Origin of the sequence: Streptomyces melanosporofaciens (genome assembly GCF_900105695.1) — a bacterium.
GTDB classification, from domain to species: Bacteria; Actinomycetota; Actinomycetes; order Streptomycetales; family Streptomycetaceae; genus Streptomyces; species Streptomyces antimycoticus.
Genome location: NZ_FNST01000002.1, coordinates 7,149,226 through 7,173,469, shown reverse-complemented (window position 1 = coordinate 7,173,469; position 24,244 = coordinate 7,149,226). Strand labels below are relative to the sequence as shown.

General features: G+C 73.5%; 6 protein-coding genes. All 6 read right to left on the bottom strand.

Features of this window, described 5'->3' with window-relative positions; all coding sequences use genetic code 11:
- Positions 1 to 155: 155 nt before the first annotated feature.
- Genes BLV72_RS33850 through BLV72_RS33825 form a run of 6 tightly spaced genes read right to left on the bottom strand, consistent with a single transcriptional unit; the run spans position 156 to position 24,244 of the window.
- Positions 156 to 752, bottom strand: coding sequence for a dTDP-4-dehydrorhamnose 3,5-epimerase family protein (locus tag BLV72_RS33850; RefSeq protein WP_093467140.1), 597 nt, complete (start codon positions 750 to 752; stop codon positions 156 to 158).
- The gene (locus BLV72_RS33845; RefSeq protein WP_167746442.1) at positions 749 to 1,981 is read right to left on the bottom strand and encodes an activator-dependent family glycosyltransferase; all 1,233 of its coding nucleotides are present in this window, start codon (positions 1,979 to 1,981) and stop codon (positions 749 to 751) included. The genes BLV72_RS33850 and BLV72_RS33845 overlap by 4 nt, the downstream gene beginning before the upstream one ends.
- Positions 1,982 to 2,016: 35 nt before the next feature.
- On the bottom strand, positions 2,017 to 2,802 hold the full coding sequence (locus BLV72_RS33840; RefSeq protein ID WP_093467137.1) for a thioesterase II family protein: 786 nt from the start codon (positions 2,800 to 2,802) through the stop codon (positions 2,017 to 2,019).
- A gap of 57 nt (positions 2,803 to 2,859) precedes the next feature.
- Positions 2,860 to 9,102, bottom strand: coding sequence for a type I polyketide synthase (locus BLV72_RS33835; RefSeq protein ID WP_093467135.1), 6,243 nt, complete (start codon positions 9,100 to 9,102; stop codon positions 2,860 to 2,862).
- Positions 9,103 to 9,142: 40 nt separating this feature from the next.
- The gene (locus BLV72_RS33830; RefSeq protein ID WP_093467134.1) at positions 9,143 to 19,318 is read right to left on the bottom strand and encodes a type I polyketide synthase; all 10,176 of its coding nucleotides are present in this window, start codon (positions 19,316 to 19,318) and stop codon (positions 9,143 to 9,145) included.
- 24 nt (positions 19,319 to 19,342) lie between these two features.
- Complete coding sequence (locus BLV72_RS33825; RefSeq protein ID WP_093467132.1) at positions 19,343 to 24,244, bottom strand: type I polyketide synthase; 4,902 nt, start codon at positions 24,242 to 24,244, stop codon at positions 19,343 to 19,345.

The window sequence follows — 24,244 nt, the reverse complement described above, 5'->3', positions numbered from 1 at the left end:
CCCTCCTCGCTTTTGTTCCTTCACTCTTCCACCGTAGGAAGCGGCTGTCCCCCGCGGATCGGCCCATCGGCTGCCCAGCGGGCTGATCCTCCCTCCACCCACCGGCTGACCGGCCGCATCAACCGATCGGTGGAGGGGGGTACGCCAGGGCCGGGTCAGTCACACCGGGGGTGCAGCGCCCGGCAGACCTCGTAGGACGGCAGCAGGCCCGCCCGTTCGGCCTCGGCGAGCCCGGGGGCGTTCCGGTCGCGCCGGGAGACCAGATACTCCAGGCCCGTGGGCCAGGGCAGGCCGAGCGCCGGGTCGAAGGGGTTGATCTCGTGTTCGGCACCCGGGTTGTACTCCGCCGAGTTCAGATAGGCCGCCACGGTGTCGTCCCGCAGCGCGATGAAGGCGTGGCCGAGGCCCTCCTCCAGATACACCGCCCGGTACGAGACGGGGTCCAGGCGTACGCTGTCCCAGTGGCCGAAGGTGGGCGAGCCCACCCGCAAGTCCACCACCACATCGAGGAGTTCGCCGCTGGTGCAGGTCACCATCTTGGCCTGGCCCGGGGGTACGTCCGCGTAGTGCACCCCGCGGACCGTGCCGCGCCGGGAGACGCTGTGGTGGTTCTGGCCCAGGCGCAGCGGATGGCCGACGGCCGCGGTGAAGGCCGCTTCGGTGTAGTGGGCGACGAACGCGCCGCGCTCGTCGCGGTGGACGTCCGGGCTGAACTCGTAGGCGCCGGAGACCGCCAGCTCGCGCACCTTCATCGGCCGTGCTCCACGGTGAGCTTCTCCAGGACCGGCACCACATCGTGCGGGGTGGGGGTGTGCAGGTTCTCCGCGCGCAGCCGCTCGGCGGTCTCCTTGTACGTGACGTCGCCCAGCAGCCGTTCGACGCTCTCCCGCAGCACCTCGGCGGTCAGCTCGGAGGCGTGCACGGCCAGTCCCGCACCGGCCTCGTGCAGACTGGTCGCCTTGTTCCACCAGTCGCCGTAGCGGATGGTGGGGATGAACTGCGGTACGCCGTTGACCAGCGCGGTGCCCCAGGAGCCGAAGCCGCCGTGGTGGATGAGGACCGAGGCGCCGGGCAGCAGGGCGTGCAGCGGGACGAAGTCCACGATGTGGGTGTTGGCGGGGATCTTCTCCAGGGCCGCGACCTCCTCGGGCGGCAGCGCGGCCACCACGTCGATGTCCATGGTCCCGAGGGTGTCGATGATGTCGGTGACCGGCATGAAGGTGCCGCCCAGGGCCGCCCGTGCGGAGACGCCGGACGTCAGCACGACGCGCGGCCGCTCGGGGACCTCGCGCAGCCAGGCCGGGATCTCACAGGGGCCGTTGTAGGGCAGATAGCGGACCGGGACCCGGTGGACGGAGAGCGGAAGCTGGAGGCTGGTGGGGATCTGGTCGATGGTCCACTGGCCGACCACGATCTCCTCGTCGAAGGTGCGGTCGTAGCGGGCGAGGATGCCGCCGAGCCAGTCGGCCATCGGGTCCTCGCGGCGCTCCTCGGGCTGCTCCGCGAGGCGGGTCAGGAACACCTCGCGCATCTTGGAGTAGATGTCGATACACCACAACAGCCGGGCGTGGGCGGCGCCCACGACCCGGGCGGCCACCGGGCCCGCGTAGCTGACCGGGTCCCAGATGACCAGGTCGGGCTGCCAGTCGCGCGCGTAGGCCACCAGCTCGTGCACCATGCAGTCGTTGTAGGTCTGGTACGCGAACATCACGCTGACCTTGAACTTCATCAGCACCTGTTCCCAGGAGTGCTGATCGAGGTCCGGAGTGGACCAGTCGGACAGCGGGTTCTCCAGCGAGTCGCGGTTCTGCGTCAGCATCTCGTGGAGTTTGTGGTCCGTGCCGACGGAGACGGCCGTCAGACCGGTGCTCTTGATGTGCGCGGTCAGCGCGGGGTTGCTGGCGACATGCACCTCGTGGCCGGCCGCGGCCAGCGACCAGGCGAGCGGGACCATGGTGAACAGGTGCGATTTCTCGGACACCGTCGCGAAAAGGATACGCATCGTCGGTTTCTCTCTCAGTCGATGGTTCGTCGGGGGCGGGCGGTGGCCGCCCGCAGGGTGTCCGTGATGACTCCGGCCACCGCCGCCTTCTGCTCACCCAGGTAGAAGTGGCCGCCGGAGAAGACCTCCAGCCGGAAGGAGCCCGCGGTGTGCTCGCGCCAGCCCGCCATCTCCGGGGCCCTGACGCGGATGTCGCTGTCGCCGGCGAGCCCCACGATGTCGCAGCGCAGCCGGGCGCCGGGCCGGTACTCATAGGTCTCGGCCGCCTTGTAGTCGCTGCGGATGGCCGGCAGGGCCAGCCGCAGCAGTTCGGCGTCACCGAGGATGCGCGAGTCGGTCCCGCTGACCAGTTGGAGCTCGGCGATGAGCCCGGCGTCGTCGCGCCGGTGGATGTCCAGGCTCCGGTGGTGGGAGGGCGCGGGCCGGCCCGAGGCGAAGAGCGCCACGGGCACGGTCCCCAGCTCCGCTTCGAGCAGCCGGGCCAGCTCGAACCCGACGCTCGCGCCCATGCTGTGGCCGAACAGCGCGATCGGCCGGTGTGCCGTCAGCGGCGTCAGCGCCTCGAAGATCTCGCGCGCCATCTCATGGATGTTCTCGATGGGCGTGTCGTGGCGGCGGTCCTGCCGTCCCGGGTACTGGACGGCCAGCGCCTCCACGGTCGGCGGCAGCAGCTCGGAGAGGGGGAAGTAGAAGCTGGCGGCTCCTCCCGCGTGCGGCAGGCAGACCAGGCTGACCTCGGCCTCCGGGCGCGGATGGAACCTGCGGAACCACAGGCTCTCATCGGTGACGGGCAACGCCATGGTCGTCGTTCCTTTCGCGGTGCGGGAGGGCGCCTCGGCGGCGGGTGCGGGGCGTGGTCAGGCGCCGTCGCGCGGCAGGGACTCCAGCCAGTCCTCGATGGCCTGGGCGGTGGGGAGGGAGTGGTCCTCCATCATGGTGAAGTGGTTGCCGCGCACATCGACGATGTCGTGCGGCAGCTCCCAGAAGGACCGCCAGTCGGGCAGCTCCTCCAGCTTCAGCGAACCGGTGGACAGCGGCTCCGTCGCGCGCACGAGGAGGGTGGGGGTCGCGATCGGATCGGGATCCCAGCTGCCGAAGAGGTTGAGATACCAGCCCATGGCCGACAGCCGGTCGTCGTCCATGGTGACGAACACTCCCTCGCGCTCGGTCATCCCGTCCATGAGCGAGAGCCCGAACTGGTTGAGGATGCTGCTCTTGGGCACGTAGGTGTCCACCAGCACCACCGCGGTCGGCCTCATGCCCATCCGCTCCAGATGTCCCGCCGCCGCATGGGCGAACCAACCGCCCGCCGAGGAGCCGAGGAGCACGATCGGCGCCCCGTCCGCGGCCTTCGCCACCGCCTCGGCCTGGGCGGCGACCACCGCGTCCGCCGTCTCCGGAAGGGGCTCGCCGCGGCCGAAGCCCGGCAGCGCGAGCGCCGACACATCACGCCGGCCCCGCTGCGAGGCCGCGAACCGCGCGTACTGGTGGATGCCCGCGACCGCCAGGCACGAGGAGAAGCAGAACATGTGCTGCTCGGCCGGGCCCTTGCTGAGCCTGACCGGTGTCGGCAGCTTCTCCAGCTCGGAGGTGGCGCTGAACCGGGGCCGCAGCGCCGCCGTGGCGTGCAGCAGGTCGAAGATCTCTTTCCACTTCCCGGTCTCGAACGCCTGGGTGTACAGCGCGCTCAGCGTGGTGGACTCACCCGCGGCGGCGGCCGCCGGGCCCGTGGGCGTCTCCACGGACGGGCCCGACTGCCGGGCCGCGGCCAGGTCCGAGCGGAGCCGGGCGGCCAGATCGGTGGGCGTCTCGTGGTCGAAGACGAGCGTGGCGGGAAGCCTGAGCCCGGTGGCCGCGTTCAGCCGGTTGCGCAGCTCGACCGCGGTGAGCGAGTCGAAGCCGGAGTCCACGAACTCATGGGTGGCGCCGATGGCGGACGGGTCCGGGTGGCCGAGCACGGTGGCCACCTGCGCGCACACCAACTCCACCAGTACGGCGTCCTGTTCGGCCTCCGACAGCCCGGCGAGCCGTTCCCGCAGCGCGGAGTCGCCGCCCGGTGAGCCGGCGCGCGTGGTCGCGCCCGCCCGGCGCGCCGGTGCCCGCACCAGTCCGCGCAGCAGCAGCGGCACCGAGCCGGATCCGGCGTTCGCGCGCAGCGCCGCGAGGTCGAGCCGCATCGGGATCAGCAGCGGGGTGTCCAGGGCGAGGGCGGTGTCGAGCAGTTCCATGCCCTGTTCCAAGGAGAGCGCGGCCACGCCCGAGCGGGCGGCCCCGGCCGTGTCCGCCGTACCGGTCATCGCGCTGGTCTGCGCCCACAGCCCCCAGGCGAGGGAGTGGGCGGGCAGCCCCTGCGCCCTGCGGGCCTGCGCGAAGGCGTCGAGGAAGCCGTTGGCGGCCGCGTAGTTGCCCTGTCCGGCGCCGCCGAGCACACCGGCGGCCGAGGAGAAGAGCACGAACGCGGCCAGGTCCAGCTCCCGGGTGGCCTCGTGGAGGTGGAGTACGGCGTCGGCCTTGGGCCGCAGCACCGTGTCCATCCGCTCGGGGGTGAGCGAGGAGATCACCCCGTCGTCCAGGACCCCGGCAGTGTGGAACACCCCGGTCAGCGGGTGGTCGCCGGGCACCTGGGCCACCAGGGCGGCCACGGCGTCCCGGTCGGCGGTGTCGCACGCCGCCACGGTCACGGTGGCGCCGAGCGCGGTCAGCTCGTCCCGCAGCCGCCCGGCCCCCTCGGCGGCCGGTCCCCGGCGGCTGGTCAGCAGCAGATGGCGGACGCCGTGCCGGGTCACCAGATGGCGGGCGAGCAGCCCGCCGAGCGTCCCGGTGGCGCCGGTGATCAGAACGGTGCCCTCGGGGTCCAGCGCACGCGTGGCGCCGGTCTCCCCCTGGGCGCGGGCGAGCCGCGGGGTGTGCGCCTGGCCGGCGCGCAGCGCGAGCTGCGGCTCGCCGGAGGGGAGGACCGCCGGGAGGGCCCGTACGGACTCCTCGTGCTCGTCGAGGTCGACGAGGGTGAACCGGCCGGGGTTCTCCGACTGCGCGGAGCGCACCAGGCCCCAGACGGCGGCGCCGGGCAGATCGGTGACGTCCGCGCCGGGCACGGTGGCCACGGCGCCCCGGGTGACGAACACCAGCCGGGAGTCGGCGAACCGCTCATCGGCCGACCAGCTTCGGGCCAGCTCCAGGGCGCTGCCCAGCGAGGCCCGTACCGCGTCGGCCGGTGCTCCGGGCCCGGCCTTGCAGCACACCAGGACCGCCGCGGGGGCGGCCGTTCCGGCGTCGACGGCCGCGCCCAGCGACTCCAGGTCCACATACGACTCCAAATGGACCCCGGCCGCGAAGAGGCTCTCGGTGACCTCCAGTCCGTCGTCGCCGACCAGCGCGGCCCGGGTCAGCGGGGTGGCCGGGGTGGAACCGGCGAGAGCGGGCCAGTCGAGCTGGAACAGTGCCTCGTTGCTCGCGGCGCGGGCGCCGCTGAGCTGGTCGCCGGTCATCTTCCGCAGCAGCAGGCCCTCGACGGTGGCCACCGGGCGGCCGGTGGGGTCGGCCACCGCGAGCGCCACGGTGTCCTCCCCGGCCGGGGAGATCCGCACCCGCACCTCGTCGGCCCCGGCGGCGTGCAGCGACACCCCGGTCCAGGAGAACGGCAGCCGCCCCTGCGCCGTCTCGGGGTCCTCTCCGGCGAAGAGCGTGCCGAGCGCGATGCCGTGCAGGGAGGCGTCGAGCAGGGCCGGGTGGATCCCGTACGCGGCGGCGGCCGGCTGCTGCTCCTGGGCCAGCCGTATCTCGGCGAACACCTCGTCGCCGCGCAGCCAGGCGGCCCGCAGGCCCCGGAAGGCCGGGCCGTAGCCGAAGCCGCCCGCCGCGTACCGCTCGTACATGTCGCTGACGTCGAGTTCGGTGGCATCCGCCGGAGGCCACGCGGTCAGCTCCGCGGGGGTGGCGGGTGCGGCGGTGGCGAGCGTGCCGGTGGCGTGCGGGGTCCACGGCTCGCCGAACCCGGCGCCCTCGGGGCGGGAGTGGACGTTCAGCGGGCGCCGTCCGCTCTCGTCGGGTTCCCCGGCGGTCACCCGGAGGGTGAGCGCGCCACGGGCGGGGAGGATGAGCGGCGCCTGGAGGGTCAGCTCCTCGACCTGGTCGCAGCCGACCTGGTCACCGGCCTGGATCGCGAGCTCCAGGAAGGCGGTGCCGGGGAAGAGAATGGTGCCGGAGACGGCGTGGTCGGCCAGCCAGGGCTGGGTGGCCAGGGACAGCCTTCCGGTGAGCACCAGGCCGTCGGTGTCGGCGAGTTCGACGGCGGCGCCCAGCAGGGGATGCCCGGCGGCGCCGAGACCCGCGGAGGTCACATCGCCGGCCCGGTCGGGGCCGTCCAGCCAGTAGCGCTGCCGCTGGAAGGCGTACGTGGGCAGCTCCACCCGGCGGGCGCCACGACCCGCGAACACCTTCTCCCAGTCCACCTCGCCACCGTGCGCATGCACCCGGCCGACCCCGCCCAGCAACGACTCGGCCTCACCCCGGTCCTTGCGCAGCAGCGGGACGAACGCGACGGCATCGGTGCCGGAGAGGCACTCCTGCCCCATCACGGACAGCACACCGACCGGGCCCAGCTCCACGAAGCGGGTCACGCCCTGGTCCTCCAGGAACCGCATGCCGTCCTGGAACCGCACCGGCTGGCGCACATGGCGCACCCAGTAGTCGGGCGTGCACAGCTCCTCGGCCGCCGCCTCGCCGGTCACATTGGACACCACCGCGATCCGGGGGGTGGCGTAGGACAGCTCGCCGACGACCTTGGCGAACTCTTCGAGCATGGGGTCCAACAGCGGCGAATGGGCGGCGACGCCGACCCGCAGCCGCTTGCTCTTGACGCCCACCGCCTCCGCGATCCGCAGGACGGCCTTCTCGTCACCGGTGATCACCGTGGCGGCCGGGCCGTTGACCGCGCCCAGGGCCACCTGGTCCTCGTGGCCCACCAGATGGGGCAGCACCTCGGCCTCGCCGGTCTGCAGCGAGACCATCGCGCCTCCGGCGGGCAGCGCGTCCATCAGCCGGCCCCGGGCCGCGACCAGCGCACACGCGTCCGGCAGCGAGAACACGCCCGCCACATGCGCCGCCGCCAGCTCGCCCACCGAGTGGCCGACCAGGAAGTCCGCGGTCACGCCCCAGGACTCCAGCAGCCGGTACAGCGCCACCTCGACGGCGAACAGGCCGGTCTGGGTGTAGAGGGTCCGGTCGAGCAACGCGGCGTCCTCGCCGAAGACCACGTCGCGCACCGCGTGCTCGACATGGCCGTCCAGGTGGCGGTCGAGTTCGGCGCAGACGGTGTCGAACGCGGCGGCGAAGACCGGGAAGGCGGTGTGCAGGGCGCGTCCCATGCCGAGTCGCTGTGCGCCCTGGCCGGTGAACAGGAACGCCGTCTTGCCCGCACCGGCCACCGCGCCGGAGGTGACACCGGAGGCCAACCGGTCGAGTTCGCCCAGCAGTTCGGCGCGGTTCGACCCCACGACCACCGCGCGGTGGGCGAAGGCGGAGCGGGTGAGCGCCAGCGAGTAGCCGATGTCCACCGGGGACGGCTCGGGCGCGCCCGCCACGTACGACCGCAGTCGCGCGGCCTGGGCCCGCAGGGCCTCCTCGGTCCGGCCCGACAGCGGCCACGGCACCGGGTCACCGGCGGCGGGCCCGGTGTCCGACGGAGCCTCGTCCTCGTCCTCGGGCTCCTCGGCGGGGGCCTGCTCCAGGATCACATGGGCGTTGGTGCCGCTGAATCCGAAGGCGGAGACCGCGGCGCGGCGCGGCCGCTCGGTCTCCGGCTCGGGCCACGGTCTGGCCTCGGCCAGCAGCCGTACCGCGCCCGACTCCCAGTCGACGTTGGGTGTCGGCTCCTCGGCGTGCAGCGTCTTGGGCAGCACCCCGTGGCGCAGCGCCAGCACCGTCTTGATGATCCCGCCGACGCCCGCGGCGGCCTGGGTGTGGCCGATGTTGGACTTCAGGGAGCCGAGCCACAGCGGCCGGTCCTCGGGGCGGTCCTGGCCGTACGTGGCGAGCAGGGCGCCGGCCTCGATGGGGTCGCCGAGCGAGGTGCCGGTGCCGTGTGCCTCGACCGCGTCCACATCGGCGGCGGTCAGCCCGGCGTCGGCCAGCGCCTGCCGGATGACGCGCTGCTGGGAGGGGCCGTTGGGGGCGGTGAGCCCGCTGCTGGCGCCGTCCTGGTTGGTGGCGGAGCCGCGGACGACCGCGAGTACCCGATGGCCGTTCTCCCGCGCGTCGGACAGCCGCTCCACGAGCAGCATGCCCACGCCCTCGCCCCAGCCGGTGCCGTCGGCGGAGGCGGCGAACGCCTTGCAGCGGCCGTCGGAGGCGAGCCCGCGCTGCCGGCTGAAGTCCACGAAGGCCACCGGTGTGGACATCACCATCGACCCGCCGACGAGGGCGAGTTCACACTCCCCGCGGCGCAGCGCCTGCGCGGCCAGATGCAGGGCCACCAGCGAGGACGAGCAGGCGGTGTCCACGGTGACCGCCGGGCCTTCGAGCCCGAAGGTGTAGGCGATACGGCCGGAGGCGATGCTGCCGGAGCCACCGCTGCCGACGTAGCCCTCGACATCGTCGGGCACCTGGCGCAGCCGGGTCGCGTAGTCCTGGTACATCACCCCCGCGAAAACCCCGGTGCGGCTGCCGCGCAGGGTGGCCGGGTCGATCCCGGCCCGCTCCAGGGCCTCCCACCCGGTCTCCAGCAGCAGCCGCTGCTGCGGGTCCATGGCCAGGGCCTCGCGCGGGGAGATGCCGAAGAAGGCGGGGTCGAAGTGGTCGGCGTGGGTGACGAAGCCGCCTTCCCGCGCATAGCTCGTCCCCGGCTTGTCCGGGTCCGGGTCGTAGAGGGCCTCCAGGTCCCAGCCCCGGTCGGCGGGGAACTCGGTGACCGCGTCACGGCCGTTCGCCACCAGCTCCCACAGGTCCTCCGGGGACGCCACACCGCCGGGGTAGCGGCAGGCCATCCCGACGATGGCGATGGGCTCGTGGTCCTTGGCCTCGGCCTCCTGAAGGCGCTGGCGAGTGCGGTGCAGATCCGTGGTCACTCGCTTGAGGTAGTCGCGGAGCTTTGCCTCGCTCACCGTGTACCGCCCATCTCTTTGATTTCCAACTCCGGGTACGTCAGGACAGGCCGAGTTCGTTCTCGATGAAGTCGAAGATCTCGTCGTCCGAGGCGGCGTCGATGCGGCCGGCGACCGCGTCCTCCGCGTCCTCCGGGCCCTGGCCGAGCCGTACCAGCAGGTCCTGCAGACGTGAGGCGAGCGTGGTGCGCGCCTCCTCGTCGGTGGCGACCCGGGCCAGATTGTTTTCCAGGGCGTCGAGTTCCGGAAAGGCCATCGACGCGGCGGTGAAGGTCTCCGGGGCGATCTCCGCTTCCAGGTAGGCGGCGATCGCCGTGGAGGTGGGGTAGTCGAAGAGCAGCGTGACCGGCAGGCGTCGGCCGGTGGCCTTGCCGAGCTGGTTGCGGAGTTCGACGGCGGTGAGCGAGTCGAAGCCGAGGTCCAGCAGACCGCGCTCCGCCTCGACGGCCGCCACCGAGCCGAAGCCCAGCACCCCGGCCACGGTCGTGCGGACCAGGTCCAGCAGGAACCGGCCGCGCTCGGCCTCCGGCAGGCTGGAGAGATGCTGCTTGAGGCCCTCGGGCCGGGCAGGTGCGGCCCCGGCTCCCGCGCCCGCCACGCTCCGCCGGGCGGGCTTGGCGGGCGCGGCCTTCACCAGCCCGCGCAGCAGCGCCGGTACGGCATCGGAGCGCGCCGCTAGCCCGGCGGTGTCGAGCCGCATCGGCAGCACGACGGCGGCGTCCACGGCGCGTGCGGCGTCGAAGAGCGTGGCGCCGTCCTCCGAGGAGAACGGGACGATGCCACCGCGCGCCAGCCGGTTCAGATCGGCGCCCTCCAGCTTGCCGGTCATGTCGCTGCGCTGGGCCCACAGCCCCCACGCATGCGACTGGACGGGGCGGCCCTGGGCGCGGCAGTGCTGGGCGAAGGCGTCGAGGAAGGCGTTGGCCGCCGAGTAGTTGCCCTGGCCCATCCCGCCGAAGGTGCCGGCGATGGAGGAGAAGAGGACGAGCGCGGACAGGTCCAGGTCGCGGGTGAGCTCGTGCAGGGTGAGCGCGGCGTCGACCTTGGGCCGCAGCACGCGGTCCATCCGCTCGGGGGTGAGCGAGGACACGACACCGTCGTCCAGGACGCCCGCCGTGTGCACGACGGCCGTCAGCGGATGGGCGGCGGGGACGGTGGCCAGCAGTGCCGCCAGCGCCTCCCGGTCGGCCACATCGCAGGCGGCGAGGGTGACCTCGGCGCCCAACTCGGTGAGTTCCTCGCGGAGTTCGGACGCGCCTTCGGCGTCCGGCCCGCGGCGGCCGGCGAGCAGCAGATGCCGCACGCCGCCCTCGGCCACCAGATGGCGGGCGATGACCCCGCCGATGGTGCCGGTGGCTCCGGTGACCAGCACCGTGCCCTCGGGGTCCCAGGCCGGCGGGGCGGTGTCGGGGGCGGGGGTGGTCGCGAGCCTGGCCACCGTGATGCCGCCCTGGCGCACCGCCAGTTGCGGCTCGCTCAGGGCGAGCGCGGTCGGCAGGGCGCCCACCGACTCCTCGTGCTCGTCGAGGTCGACGAGGACGAACCGGTCGGGGTTCTCCGACTGCGCGGAGCGCACCAGACCCCAGACGGCGGCGTGGGCCAGATCTGGCACATCCGCGCCGGGCGTGGTGGCCACCGCGCCCCGGGTGACGAACACCAGGCGGGAGTCGGCGAACCGCTCCTCGGTCAGCCAGGCCCGGACCAGCGCCAGCGCCCGGTGGGTCGCCGTCCGTACGGCGTCGGCCACCCCCTGGGGCTCCGGTGCGCAGGGCACCAGCACGGTGGCGGGCATGGCGGCCGGGTCGGCGGGCAGGGCCGCCAGGTCGCGGTAGGTGTGCGCGTCGAGTCCGACCAGCTTGAAGTCGTCGTCGCCGAGCAGGCCCCAGCTCCCGGCGGGCCTCTGCTCGGGCGCGGCGGCGGAGGTGTCGGCGGCCACCCAGTCGAGCCGGTAGAGCGCGTCACCGCCGGTCGGGGCGTCGCCGAGCCGTTCGGGCCGCTTGCGCAGCACGAGGGATTCGACGGTGGCCACCGGCCGGCCGATGGTGTCCGCCACGGTCAGGGCCACCGTGTCGGCGCCACTCGGTGTGAGTCGCACCCGTACCTCACCGGCTCCGGCGGCGTGCAGCGACACCCCGGTCCAGGAGAACGGCAGCCGACCCTCGCCGTCCTGGAACGTCGGGCCGAGCGCGATGGTGTGCAGCGCGGCGTCCAGCAGGGCCGGGTGCAGCCCGTAGGCGGTGACGGCGGACTGCTGCTCCTGGGGCAGCCGTACCTCCGCGAACACCTCCTCGCCGCGCAGCCAGGCCGCGCGCAGCCCCTGGAACGAGGGGCCGTAGCCGAAGCCGCCCGCCGCGAACCGCTCGTACAGGTCCTCGACCTCGATCGGCTCGGCGCCCGGCGGCGGCCACGCCCCGCCCAGATCGTAGGAGCCCTCGGCGGTGCCGACCGCCAGCACACCGGTGGCGTGCCGGGTCCACGGCAGCTCGCGCTGCGCGTCCTCGGGGCGGGAGTAGACGTTCAGTGTGCAGTGGCCGTCCTCGTCGGGAGCGTCCACCACCAGTTGCAGGGTGACGGCTCCGCGCTCGGGGAGGATGAGCGGCGCCTGGAGGGTCAGCTCCTCGACCCGGTCGCAGCCCACCTGGTCGCCGGCCTGGATCGCCAGCTCCAGGAACGCGGTGCCCGGGAAGAGGACCGCGTCCAGGACCGCGTGGTCGGCCAGCCAGGGCTGGCCGCGCGTGGACAACCGCCCGGTGAGCACCAGGCCGTCGGTGCCGGCGAGTTCGACCGCGGCGCCCAGCAGCGGATGCTCGGCGGCGCCGAGACCGGCCGAGGCCACATCGCCCACGGTGGCGGGCGCGTCCAGCCAGTAGCGCTGCCGCTGGAAGGCGTACGTGGGCAGCTCCACCCGGCGGGCGCCACGGCCCGCGAACACCTTCTCCCAGTCCACCTCGCCACCGTGCGCATGCACCCGGCCGACCCCGGCAAGCAACGACTCGGCCTCACCCCGGTCCTTGCGCAGCAACGGGACGAACGCGAGGTCGGTGTCGTCCTCGGACAGACACTCCTGGCCCATGGCGGAGAGCACACCGGCGGGGCCGATCTCGACGAAGCGGGTCACCTTCCGCCCGGCGAGGAAGCGTATGCCGTCCCCGAAGCGCACCGCCCGGCGGACGTGGCGCACCCAGTACTCCGGCGAGCACAGCTCCTCGCCCGCCGCCTCACCCGTGACGTTGGAGACCACCGCGATCCGCGGCGCGGCGTAGCCGATCCCGGCGGCCACCGTGCCGAACTCGGCGAGCATGGCGTCCATCAGCGGCGAGTGGAAGGCGTGGGACACGGTGAGCCGCTTGCTCTTGACCCCGGCTGCCTCCGCGATCCGCAGGACGGTCTCCTCGTCACCGGAGATGACGGTCGCCCGCGGCCCGTTGACCGCCGCCACGCTCACCCGGTCCTCGTGGCCTTCGAGATACGGCAGCACCTCGGCCTCGGCCGCCTGGAGCGACACCATCGCACCACCCTCCGGCAGCGCCTGCATCAGCCGGCCCCGGGCGGCCACCAGCGCACACGCGTCCCGCAGCGAGAACACGCCCGCCACATGGGCCGCCGCCAGCTCGCCCACCGAGTGGCCGACCAGGAAGTCCGGGCGCAGGCCCCAGGACTCGACCAGCCGGTAGAGCGCCACTTCGAGGGCGAACAGCCCGGTCTGCGTGAACACGGTCCGGTTCAGCGGCTCCGGGTCCTCCCCCAACACCACCTCCCGCACCGAGCCGTCCAGATGAGGGTCCAGCTCCGCGCACACCGCGTCGAACGCCGCCGCGAACGCCGGGAAGGCGTCGTACAGCTCCCGTCCCATACCCGGTCGTTGGGCGCCCTGCCCGGTGAACAGGAAGGCCGTCTTCCCGGTGTCGGCCACCGTCTCCTGGGCCGTCCCCGAGGCCAGTTCCGCCAGGCCCCGCAGCAGCTCCTCCCGCTCGGCGCCGACGACCACGGCGCGGTGGGCGAAGGCCGAGCGGCTCGTCGCCAGCGCGTAGCCGACGTCCAGCGGGCGCAGCTCCGGCCGCTCCTCCAGATGGGCCCGCAGCCGTCCGGCCTGCGCCCGCAGCGCCGTCTCGCTGCGCCCGGAGAGCACCCAGGGCACCACATCGGAGTCGACCGACCGCTCGACCACCGGCGCGGTGGGCTCGGGGCCCTGCTCCAGCACCACATGCACATTCGTGCCGCTGACGCCGAAGGCGGACACGCCCGCGCGCCGCGGGCGGTCCGTCCCGGGCCACTCCCGGGCCTCGGTCAGCAGCTCCACCGCACCGGCCGACCAGTCCACGTCGGGCGAGAGCACATCGGCGTGGAGGGTCTTCGGCAGCACACCACGGCGCAGCGCCAGCACCATCTTGATGATCCCGGCGACACCCGAAGCGGCCTGGGTGTGGCCGATGTTGGACTTCAGCGCGCCCAGCCACAGCGGCCGGTCCGCGTCCCGCCCCTGGCCGTAGGTGGCCATCAGGGCCTGTGCCTCGATCGGGTCGCCGAGCCGGGTGCCGGTGCCATGGGCCTCGACCGCGTCCACGTCGGCGGCCGACAGGCCCGCACCGGCCAGCGCCTGGCGGATCACCCGCTGCTGGGAGGGGCCGTTGGGGGCGGTGAGGCCGTTGCTGGCGCCGTCCTGGTTGACGGCCGAGCCGCGCACCAGCGCCAGCACCTCATGGCCGTTGGCCCGCGCGTCCGAGAGCCGTTCCAGCAGCAGCATGCCGACGCCCTCGGCCCACCCGGCGCCGTCGGCGTCCGCCGAGAACGCCTTGCACCGGCCGTCGGGGGCCATGGCCCGCTGCCGGCTGAACTCGATGAAGGTGTCCAGCGTGGACATCACGACGACGCCGCCCGCCAGCGCCAGCGAGCACTCCCCCTGGCGCAGCGCCTGGACGGCCTGGTGGAGGGCGACCAGCGAGGACGAGCAGGCGGTGTCGACGGTGACCGCGGGGCCTTCGAGGCCGAAGGTGTACGAGATGCGCCCGGACGCCACGCTGCTCGCGCTGCCGGTGGCCAGATAGCCCTCGAACTCCTCGGGCGCGCGGCCGAAGCGCGATCCGTAGTCGTTGTAGCTGGCACCGATGAAGACTCCGGCCTGGGTGCCCTTCACCGAGGCCGGGTCGATCCCGGCCCGTTCGAACGCCTCCCAGCTGGTCTCCAGCAGCAGCCGCTGCTGCGGGTCGATGGCGAGCGCCTCGCGCGGGGAGATCCCGAAGAACTCGGGGTCGAAGTGGTCGGCCTCATGCAGGAATCCGCCGCCGGTGGCGTAGAAGGTGCCCGGTTTGTCGGGGTCGGGGTCGTAGTGGCCCTCGATGTCCCAGCCCCGGTCGGTGGGGAAGTCCGAGACGGCGTCACGGCCGTCCATCAGCAGCTGCCACAGCTCCTCGGGGGTGGTCACCCCGCCGGGCAGGCGGCAGCTCATGGCCACGATGGCGATCGGGTCGTCGTCGACCGCGACGGTGGCGGGCACCGGGCCCGCCGGGGCGGTGGCATCGGTGTCTCCGGCGCCGCTCTCGGCCAGCAGGAAGTGGGTCAGCGCGGTGACGGTCGGGTAGTCGAAGACGAGGGTGACCGGCAGCCGCAGCCCGGTGGCCGCGTTCAGCCGGTTGCGCAGGTCGACGGCGGTGAGCGAGTCGAAGCCCAGTTCGCGGAAGGCGCGCCCGGACTCGACCGCCGTGGTGTCGGGATAGCCGAGCGCGGCGGCCACTTCGGTGCTGACCAGGTCGGCCAGCGCGTCCTCGGCCTCCTGCGGCGACAGTCCGGCCAGCCGCTGGGCGAGCGGGGTGTCCGCGTCGGCCGTGGTGGCGTCCGCCGTGTCCGTCCGCCGGGCGTCGGGGAGTTCGCCGAGCACGGCGGCCCCGTTCAGCGAGGGGGTGGCGGCGATGAGCCGGTCCCATTCGATATCGGCCACGGCCACATGGGTGTCGCCCACGTCCAGGGCGCGCTGCAGGGCGCCGATCGCCGGGTCGGGCGCCATCGCGGGCATACCGGTGGCGCGCAGCCGCGCCTCGACCGCCTCGTCGACCAGCCCGCCGCCGGACCACGCGCCCCAGGCCACGGAGGTGGCGGGGAGGCCCTGGGCGCGGCGGGCGTGGGCGAGCGCGTCGAGGAAGGCGTTGGCGGCCGCGTAACTGCCCTGGCCGGGGCCGCCGAGCGTGCCCGCGAAGGAGGAGAAGAGCACGAAGGCGGACAGCTCGCGATTGCGGGTGAGTTCGTGCAGATGGAGCGCCGCGTCCACCTTCGGGCGCAGCACCCCCTCGGCGCGCTCGGGGGTGAGGGTGTCGAGCACCCCGTCGTCCAGGACGCCCGCGGTGTGGACGACCGCGTCGAGCGGGGCCTCGTCCTCGTCCAGCGTGGCCAGGAGGGCGGCCAGTGCGTCGCGGTCGGCGGCGTCGCACGCGGCCACGGTCACCCGGACCCCCGACTCCCGCAGCTCATCAGCGAGTTCGGCCGCGCCGTGGGCCTCGGGACCCCGGCGGCTGGTGAGCACCAGGTGTTCGGCGCCGCCCCGGGCCAGCCAGCGCGCCACATGGGCGCCCAGGCCGCCGGTGCCGCCGGTCACCAGCACGGTGCCGCGCGGCCGCCACGGCGCGGTGGCGTCGGTCAGCGCCGCCGAGGCCCTGACCAGCCTGCGCCCGTGGACACCGGAGGCACGCACCGCCACCTGGTCCTCGCCGGTCGGCCGGCCCGCGAGCACACCGCACAGCCGCGCGATGGCGCGGTCGTCGAGGGTGCCGGGCAGATCGACCAGACCGCCCCGGCGCCGCGGATACTCCGCGGCGGCGATCCGGCCCAGGCCCCAGGTGAGGGCCTGCAGCGGATGGTCCAGCACGTCCGCGCGGCCCACGGACACCGCCCCGCGCGTGGCGTACCAGATGGGGACGTCGGCGCCGGTGTCGCCGAGCGCCTGCAGCAGGGCGAGGTTGAGGGCGAGGCCGAGCGGCTGCGCCGTGCCCGCCGCGTACGGCTCCTCGGCGAGCGCGAGGAGCGAGAGCACCGCGGTCGGGGGCGCGTCCGCGGTCGGGGGCGCGTCCGCCATCGCCTCGCCGAGTCTGCGGGCGAGCGCCTCGCGTACGGCGTCCGCCTCGGTCAGCTCCACCAACCGGACCTCGGCGCCGCGTTCCCGCAGCGCCTCCGCCACGCGCGGGCCCTCCGGTGCTCCGGCGGGCGCGGCGATCAGCCAGGTGGCACCGGCCGACGACCGGTCGTGCGGGGCGGTGAGCGCGTCGCCCAGAGGCTTCCAGGTGACGTGGTAGCGCCAGGAGTCGAGTACCGACCGCTCGCGGCGCGCCCGGCGCCATGAGGCCAGCGCCGGGACCACCATGGCCAGGGACGACTCCTCGGCGTCCACCTCCAGCGCGGTGGCCAGCGCCGCCAGGTCCTCGCGTTCCACGGCGTCCCAGAAGTCCGCGTCCACCGCGTCGCCTTCGGCGGCGGGTGCGGAGGAGCCCTCGAGCCAGTAGCGCTGACGCTGGAAGGCGTACGTCGGCAGTTCGACGACCGACGCCCCCGCCCCGGCGAACAGCGCGGCCCAGTCGACGGCCACCCCGCGGACGAACGCCTCGCCCAGCGAGGCCAGGAACCGCTCGGGGCCGCCCTCGTCCCGCCGTAGCGACCCCACCACCACCGCGTCCTCGGCGGTCGCCTGCAACGGCATCGTCAGCACCGGATGCGGAGACATCTCCAGGAACGTCCCGAACCCGGCCGCCGACAGAGCCCGCACCGCCGACTCCAGCTCCACCGTCTCCCGCAGATTGGTGTACCAGTACCCGGCGTCGAGCCCAGTGGTGTCGATGGTGTCGCCGGTGACCGTCGAGCAGAACGGCACCTCGGCGCGGCGCGGGGCGATCGGGGCCAGGACCTCGAGGAGTTCGTCGCGCAACTCCTCCACATGGGCCGAGTGGGACGCGTAGTCCACCGGGATGATCTTCGCCCGTACGTCCTCGCCCTCGCACTCCGCCTGAAGCTCGCGCAGGGCCTCCGGGTCACCGGACACCACAATCGAGCCGGGGCCGTTCACGGCCGCCACCGAGATACGACCGCCCCAAGCCGTGATCCGCTCACGCACCCGATTCGCACTCTCGGCGACAGACATCATGCCGCCACGCCCCGCCAGCCCACGCCCGATGGCCTGCGAGCGCAACGCCACCACCCGCGCGCCGTCCTCCAGCGACAACCCACCCGCCACCACCGCCGCAGCGATCTCACCCTGCGAATGACCCACCACCGCAGCAGGCACCACCCCACACGACCGCCACACCTCCGCCAACGACACCATCACCGCCCACAACGCCGGCTGCACCACATCCACCCGCCCCAACCCCGGACCCCCACCCCGCAACACCTCGACCAGCGACCACTCCACAAACCCCGACAACGCCACCTCACACTCCGCGATCCGCCCCGCGAACACCGGCGACGAATCCAGCAACTCCACCGCCATCCCCACCCACTGCGACCCCTGCCCCGGAAACACGAACACCGGACGGGCGTCGGTCGCCATCACTCCCTCGCCACGCACCACATGCGGGGACGCGCCGCCCGACGCCAGCGCGCCCAGTGCGCCGATCAGCTCGTCCCGGTCGCCGCCCAGGACCAGCGCACGGTGGTCGAAGCGGCCGCGGGTGGTGGCCAGCGAGTGGCCGATGTCGGCCGGGGAGAGGCCGGGGCGCGCGGTCACATGCGTCAGCAACCGCTCGGCCTGCGCCCGCAGGCCCGCCGCGCTCTTCGCCGACAGCACCCACGGCACCACTCCCCCGCCCACCGGGGCGGTCCCCTCCGCCGCGTTGTCGGAGGGTTCCTCCTCGGGCGCCTCCTCGATGATGGTGTGCACATTGGTGCCACTGGCCCCGAAGGCCGAGATACCGGCCCGGCGGGGCTCCTCGCCACGCGGCCACTCCCTGGCCTCGGTCAGCAGCTCCACCGCCCCCGCCGGCCAGTCGATCCGCGAGGAACGCTCCTCGGCGTGGAGCGTTTTGGGCAGCAGACCGTGGCGCATGGCCTGCACCATCTTGATGACACCGCCGACACCCCCGGCGGCCTGCGGATGGCCGATGTTGGACTTCAGCGAGCCGATCAGTACGGGGCGGTCCGCCGCGCGGTCCTTCCCGTACGTGGCGAGCAGAGCGCCCGCCTCGATCGGGTCGCCCAGCGGGGTGCCGGTGCCATGGGCCTCGACCGCGTCGATCTGCTCCGCCGTCAGGGCGGCGTTGGCGAGCGCCTGGCGGATCACCCGCTGCTGGGAGCGGCCGTTGGGCGCGGTGAGGCCGTTGCTGGCGCCGTCCTGGTTGACGGCGGAGCCGCGCACCAGAGCCAGCACCATGTGGCCGTTGCGGCGGGCGTCCGAGAGCCGCTCCAGCAGCAGCATGCCGACGCCCTCGCCGAGACCCATGCCGTCGGCGCCCTCGGCGAACGCCTTGCAGCGGCCGTCCTGCGCCAGTCCGCGCTGCCGGGCGAAACCGATGAGCCCCATCGGGGCGCCCATCACGGCGGCGCCGCCCGCGAGGGCGAGGGAGCAGTCGCCCTGGCGCAGCGACTGGCAGGCCAGGTGGAGGGCGACCAGCGAGGACGAGCAGGCGGTGTCGAGGGTGACGGCCGGGCCCTCCAGGCCCAGGGTGTAGGCGATGCGGCCGGACATGATGCTCGCGGAGATGCCCGTGACCAGGTGGCCCTCCAGCCCTTCGGGCATATGGGGCCAGTCGGGGATGTAGCCCTGGTAGGCGGCGCCCACGAAGATGCCGGTTCTGCTGCCGCGCAGGCCCACCGGATCGATCCCGGCGCGCTCGAACGCCTCCCAGGAGGTCTCCAGCAGCAGCCGCTGCTGCGGGTCCATCACCGTGGCCTCGCGGGGCGAGATGCCGAAGAACGCCGGGTCGAACTGGTCGGCGTCGTGGAGGAACCCGCCCTCGGTGGCGTAGACGGTGCCCTGCCGGTCGGGGTCCGGGTCGTACAGGTTCTCCAGGTCCCAGCCGCGGTTGCCGGGGAAGCCGGAGATGGCGTCGCGCTCGCCGGTGACCAGCTCCCACAGGTCCTCGGGGCCGCGCACATCGCCCGGGTAGCGGCAGCTCATCGCCACGATGGCGATGGGTTCGCGGGACGCGGCGGTGAGTTGCTGATTGGCCCGGCGCAGCCGTTCGGTCTCCTTCAGAGACTCCCGCAGCGCGCCAACGATCTTGTCGGTTGGGTTTGCCATTGTCAGCTCCGCAGTCGAGTCTCGTCAGAGGTCGTTCTTGTCGTAGGCCATGCGGACGAGGTCATCCACGTCCAGGTCGTCGATGGACTCGGCGGGCTCCTCGTCCACCGGTCCGGTGGCCGGGTCGTGGGAGCCGGCCAGCCGCAACAGCTCGTCCAGCAGCCCCGATTCGCGGAGCCGGAGCAGGGGGATGGAGGTCAGTGCCGCGCGGACCTCGGCCTCCTCGGGGTCGAGGCCGGTGCTCGCGGTGTCATCGGGGAAGAGTTCGGCGCCGATGTGTCCGGCGAGCTCCTCCGCGCTCGGGTAGTCGAAGACGACGGTGACGGGGAAGCGGAGCCCGGTCGCGGTGCCCAGGCGGTTGCGCAGGTCGACGGCGCTCAGGGAGTCGAAGCCCAACTCGCGGAAGGCGCGCTTGGCGTCGACGGCCTCCGGGCCGGGATAGCCGAGCACGGTGGCGATCTGGGAGCGCACCAGCGACAGCACGGCCATCTGCCGGTCCGCCGGGGCCATGTCGGCCAGCCGGTCGCGCAGCGAGGAGGACTCGCCGGTCGTGTCCGGCCCCGTGTCGGCGTCGGCGGCGAGGATCCGCGCCACATCGGGCACCTGGCCGATGAGCGGGCTGGGCCGGGCCGAGGTGAAAACGGGGACGAACCGCTCCCAGTCCACGTCGGCGACCACCACCACGGTCTCGTCCCCGTCCATCACCTGCCAGAACGCGTCGATGGCGAGCCGGGGAGTCATGAACGGGATGCCCCGGCCGCGCAGTTGCTCCTCGGCGAGGTTGGCGGCCATGCCGCCCTCCTCGGGGCTCCAGATGCCCCACACCACCGAGGTGGCGGTGAGGCCGCGGGCCCGGCGGTTCTCGGCGAGCCCGTCGAGATAGGCGTTGGCGGCCGCGTACGCGCCGTGTTCACCACTGCCCCAGACGGCCGAGATGGAGGAGAAGAGGACGAAGGAGTCGAGGGTGTCCCGGTCGAAGAGGGCGTCCAGATTCGCGGCGCCCGCGACCTTGGCCTCCGCCGTGTCGGCGAACTCCGCCAGATCGGTGTCGGCGAGCGGGACGAGCACACCGGCACCCGCGATGTGCAGCACGGAGCGGATCGGCGGGCCCTCGGCCTCCACCTCCCGTACGAGCGCTTCCAGCGCGGCGCGGTCGGCCACATCGCACGCCGCCACGGTGACATTGGCGCCCAGCTCGGTCAGTTCGGCCTTGAGCTTGTCCGCGCCGGGCGCCTCGGGGCCACGGCGGCTGGTGAGCACCAGGTGTTCGGCACCGGCCTGGGCCAGCCGGCGGGCGATCTGGGCTCCGACGCCACCGGTGCCGCCGGTGAGCAGCACGGTGCCCTCGGGGCTCCAGGATGCGCCGCTCCCCCGGTGTCCGGCGGCCCGTACCAGCCGCCGGGTGAACACACCGGAGGGCCGCAGGGCGAGCTGGTCCTCGTCACCGAGACGGCCCGCGAGCGCACCGCACAGCCGTGTGGTGACCCGGCCGTCGACGGTGCCCGGCAGGTCGATCATGCCGCTCCAGCGCTGGGGGTGTTCGAGGGCGGCGACCCGGCCCAAGCCCCATACGGCCGCCTGGGCGGGGCTGTCGAGCACATCGGTGCCGCCGACGGACACGCCCCCACGGGTGGCCAGCCACAGCGGGGCCGCGACCCCGGTGTCGCCGAGGGCCTGGACGAGCGCGAGGGTGAGCGCGAGGCCCATGGGCACGCCCGCGTGGCCGGGGTGCGGTGCGTCGGCGAGCCCGAGCAGGGAGAGCACCCCGGCCGGGGTGTCTGCGGCCGTGGCCTCGGCGAGCCGCACGGCGACCGCGGCGCGGTCGGCCTCGGCCGCCTCGACGGTGACCACCGTGGCGCCGTGGGTCTCCAGACCGTCGCGTACGGCATCGATGAGCTCGGTGCCGGGGTGTGCGTCCGGGACCACGAGCAGCCAGGTGCCGGTCAGGGCCGCCGAGGCCGGGTCGGGCACCCGGTTCCAGGTGACGTGGTAGCGCCAGGAGTCGAGCACGGACCGCTCCCTGCTGCCGCGACGCCATGAGGACAGCGCCGGGAGCACGGTCCGCAGCGAGGACCTTTCCTCGTCGGCGTCCACTTCCAGCGCGGCGGTCAGCGCTTCCAGGTCCTCGCGCTCGACGGCGTCCCAGAACTCGGCGTCCACCGGGTCGCCTCCGGTGGCGGCCGCCGGTGCCGGAGGCTGCTCCAGCCAGTAGCGCTGCCGCTGGAAGGCGTACGTCGGCAACTGCACCACGGACGCGCCCAGCCCGGCGAACACCGCGGCCCAGTCGACGGCCACTCCACGGACGAACGCCTCGCCCAGCGAGGCCAGGAACCGCTCGGGGCCGCCCTCATCACGCCGTAGCGACCCCACCACCACCGCGTCCTCGGCGGTCGCCTGCAACGGCATCGTCAACACCGGATGGGGGCTCATTTCGAGAAACGTCCCGAACCCGGCCGCCGACAGAGCCCGCACCGCCGACTCCAGCTCCACCGTCTCCCGCAGATTGGTGTACCAGTACCCGGCGTCCAGACCCGCGGTGTCCAGGGGTGCGCCCGTCACCGTGGAGTGGAAGGTGATGTCCGAGGTGCGCGGGCGGATCGGGGCGAGGAGGCCGAGGAGTTCGTCGCGCAGCTCCTCGACATGGGCCGAGTGGGACGCGTAGTCCACCGGGATGATCTTCGCCCGTACGTCCTCGGCCTCACACTCCGCCTGAAGCTCGCGCAGCGCCTCCGGGTCACCGGACACCACGATCGAACCGGGGCCGTTGACCGCCGCAACGGAGATACGGCCGTCCCAGGCGGTGATCCGCTCACGCACCCGATCGGCGCTCTGAGCGACGGACATCATGCCGCCGTGTCCGGCAAGGCCCCGTGCGATGGCCTGCGACCGCAACGCCACCACCCGCGCGCCGTCATCCAAGGACAACCCACCCGCCACCACCGCCGCAGCGATCTCACCCTGCGAATGGCCCACCACCGCAGCAGGCACCACCCCACACGACCGCCACACCTCCGCCAACGACACCATCACCGCCCACAACGCCGGCTGCACCACATCCACCCGCTCCAACCCCGGGCCCCCACCCCGCAACACGCCCGTGAGCGACCACTCCACAAACCCCGACAACGCCACCTCACACTCCGCGATCCGCCCCGCGAACACCGGCGACGAATCCAGCAACTCCACCGCCATCCCCACCCACTGCGACCCCTGCCCCGGAAACACGAACACCGGCTTCCCTGCCGGGCCCGCCACGCCCTGGGCCACCAGGCCACCGGGCTCGCCCCGGGTGAGCGCCGTCAGCCCGCCGCGGAAGTCCTCGACGCCGCCACCGACCACCACGGCGCGGTGGTCGAAGAGGGCGCGGGTGGTGGCCAGCGAGAGGCCGACGTCCGCCGGGGACAGCTCCGGATCCTCCGCGAGGCGCGCCAGCAGCCGTTCCGCCTGCGCCCCCAGGCCCGACTCGGTCTTGGCCGACAGCACCCAGGGCACCGCTCCCCCGCCCACCGGGGCGTCCCCCTCGGCCGAAGTGCCCGAAAATTCTTCTTGAGGGGCCTGCTCGATGATGGCGTGGGCGTTGGTGCCGCTGGCGCCGAAGGCGGACACCCCGGCGCGGCGGACCCGCCCGGTCTCCGGCCACGGCCGGGCCTGGGTGAGCAGTTCTACGGCTCCCGAGGACCAGTCCACGTTGGGCGACGGCTCCTCGACGTGCAGGGTTCTGGGCAGCACCCCGTGGCGGATGGCCTGCACCATCTTGATCACGCCGCCGACCCCCGCGGCGGCCGCCGTGTGGCCGATATTGGACTTCAGCGAGCCGAGCCACAGCGGCCGGTCGGCCGGGCGCTTCTTGCCGTACGTGGCGAGCAGGGCGTTGGCCTCGATGGGGTCGCCCAGCGACGTTCCCGTGCCGTGCGCCTCGACCACATCGACATCGGCCCCGGACAGCGTGGCGTTGGCCAGCGCCTGGCGGATCACCCGCTGCTGCGCACGGCCGTTGGGGGCGGTGAGGCCGTTGCTGGCGCCGTCCTGGTTGATGGCGGAGCCGCGGACGACCGCGAGCACGGTGTGGCCGTTGCGGCGGGCGTCCGAGAGCCGTTCCAGCAGCAGCACTCCGACGCCCTCGCCCCAGGCGGTGCCATCCGCCGTCGAGGAGAACGCCTGACAGCGGGAGGAGGTGGACAGCGCCCGCTGGCGGCTGAATTCGATGAAGCCGCTCGGCGTGGACATCACGGTGGTGCCGCCGGTGAGCGCCATCGAGCAGTCGCCCTGCCGCAGCGCCTGACAGGCCATGTGCAGCGCCACCAGCGAGGACGAGCACATGGTGTCGACCGTGACGGCCGGTCCCTCCAGGCCCAGGGTGTAGGCGACGCGGCCGGAGAGGATGGCGCCCGAGGCGCCCATGGACATCTGGCCTTCGAGCCCTTCGGGGAGCTCGGTCAGACCGCGGGCGTAGTCGAAGTCGGTGGCACCCATGAAGATGCCGGTGTCGCTGCCGCGCAGGGTGCCGGGGTCGATTCCGGCCCGTTCGAAGGTCTCCCAGACCACTTCCAGCAGCAGCCGCTGCTGCGGGTCCATGGTGAGGGCCTCGCGCGGCGAGATGCCGAAGAACGCCGGGTCGAACTGGTCCACGTCATGCAGGAATCCGCCTTGTCGGGCGTAGGTGCGGCCCTCCCGGTCGGGGTCCGGGTCGAAGAGGTTCGGCAGGTCCCAGCCCCGGTCGGCCGGGAAGTCGCCCATGCCGTCGCGGCCTTCGGCGACGGCCTGCCACAGGTCCTCGGGGGACCGGATGTCGCCCGCATACCGGCAGTTCATCGCCACGATGGCGATGGGCTCGGGGGTCTGCAGCTCCTGGATCCGGCCGTGTGCCGCGCGGAGGTGGCCGGTGGCCCGCTTGAGGTAGTCGCGCAGCTTCTTCTCGTTGTCCAT